Origin of the sequence: Streptomyces sp. NPDC058157, from assembly GCF_042884105.1 — a bacterium.
In the GTDB taxonomy this organism is placed as follows: Bacteria; Actinomycetota; Actinomycetes; order Streptomycetales; family Streptomycetaceae; genus Streptomyces.
The window spans coordinates 1-1,788 of the sequence record NZ_JBHVUQ010000424.1 but is presented as its reverse complement, the minus strand read 5'-3'; the positions used below and the strand labels follow the sequence as shown (position 1 = coordinate 1,788).

Genomic DNA, 1,788 nt, shown 5'->3' with positions numbered 1-1,788 from the left:
GGTGAGCCGCAGGCCGCGCCGGCGGGCGACCAGCACGGCGGCGCGGGCGTCGTCGGTGTGGACCTGCTTGTCCCCCCACCCGTTGAAGTTGAGGGAGACCGCGTCGAGGCCGCCGTTCCCGTCCCGGCGGAAGACCGGGGCGATGTCGCGCATCCACAGGTCGTCGGTGGGGATCGCCGTGGTCAGCTCGACCTGCGGGCCGCACAGGGGCCGCGCCTCGCGGGCGCTGTAGTCGTCGGGGACGCACATCACCACCGGCTCGAACTCGGCGATCGTGCGCGCGATCAGCCCGATGTCCTCCTTCACACCGGACAGCTGCCGGCCCCACACCGACTTCCGCGACGGCCAGGACATCCACGTCCGGGCGTGCGGGACGTCGTCGGCGGGGACCCGGGGGCGCACCCCGCCCGGCCGCGGGGAGGGCGTGGCGGAGGCCGAGGTGAGCGCGGCGCCGCCGAGGGCCACGCCGGCCGCGCCGAGGCCGACCGCCCCCAGCAGCTTCCGGCGGGAGGGCAGGACCCCGAGCAGGTGGTCGGCGAGCGAGCGCTCGTCACGGTGTTCGGTCATGGCATCTCCAGATCAAGTAGACCTATCCCGGGCCGGTGCCGCATGCGCGGGCAGGGGGCGGCCGGCCGGTCAGGGCTGCCGCCCTGACCTCACCCTCGCACTGACTGAAAATTCAGTCAAACCGATGTGGGGGTGGCTGCCGTCACAAGGTCTTCATGCTCCGTGCATGGCTCCGGCGGGCCCGCGCGACCCATGATCGGCGCACCCGCCCGGTTCCCCACCCGCACCGAGGAGTACCCCGCCATGCCCAGCCGCCGTACCTTCCTGGCCGGTTCGACCGCCGCCCTCGGCCTCACCGCCGCTGGTCCGGCGGCCCGGGCCGCGTCCCCCGTGACGGCGCGGGAGGCCGCCCCCGGCAGCACCCGTCCGCCGAACCTCGTCGTCGTCCTCGCCGACGACCTCGGCTACGGCGAACTCGGCGCGTACGGACAGAAGCTGATCACCACCCCGCGCGTGGACCGGCTCGCCGCCGAGGGGCTGCGCTTCACCGACGCCTACTCCACCGCCGCCGTCTGCGCCCCCTCCCGCGGCTCCCTCCTGACCGGCCTCCACACCGGCCACGCCACCGTCCGCGCCAACCCCTCCTCCGGCGGCCAGGGCTCCCTCACCGCCGCCGACACCACCTTCGCCCAGGTGCTGCGGGCCCGCGGCTACCGGACCGCCGTGATCGGCAAATGGGGCTTCGGGCCGGAGGCCCCCGGCCAGGACAGCCACCCGGCCGCCCGCGGCTTCGAGGAGTTCTACGGGTACATCGACCACGGCCACGCCCACCAGTACTACCCCGAGTACCTCTGGCACAACGACGTGAAGGAGCCCATCCCCGCCAACGCGGGCGGAGCGAAGGCCGTGTACGCGCCGGACCTCCTGGAGCGGCACGCCCTGGACTTCATCGGGGACCACGCGGCGGAGCCCTTCCTGCTCCTGCTCACCCCCAACGTCCCGCACGCCCCCAGCGACATACCCGACACCGGCGCCTACGCCGACCGGAGCTGGAGCGCCGCGAACAAGGGGCACGCCGCCCAGGTGAGCTGGTTCGACGCCCTCGTCGGCAAGGTCGTCGACCGGCTGCGCGCCCTCGGCCTGGAGCAGGACACCGTCCTCCTCGTCACCAGCGACAACGGCCCCCACGAGGAGGGCGGCGTCAACCCCGACCTGTTCGACGCCAACGGACCCCTGCGCGGCTACAAGCGCAACCGCGACGAGGGCGGCGTGCGCATCCCC

General features: G+C 74.2%; 2 protein-coding genes. One reads left to right on the top strand and one right to left on the bottom strand.

From position 1 onward, the window contains the following. The coding region (locus tag ACFVXK_RS38560) for an agmatine deiminase family protein (protein ID WP_389622050.1) at positions 1–567 on the bottom strand (567 nt) is incomplete at its 3' end. A 243-nt stretch (positions 568–810) separates the two neighbouring features. Between ACFVXK_RS38560 and ACFVXK_RS38555 the strand changes: the two genes are divergently transcribed. Then, a partial coding sequence (locus ACFVXK_RS38555) for a sulfatase-like hydrolase/transferase (RefSeq protein WP_389622048.1) occupies positions 811–1,788 on the top strand: 978 nt, incomplete at its 3' end.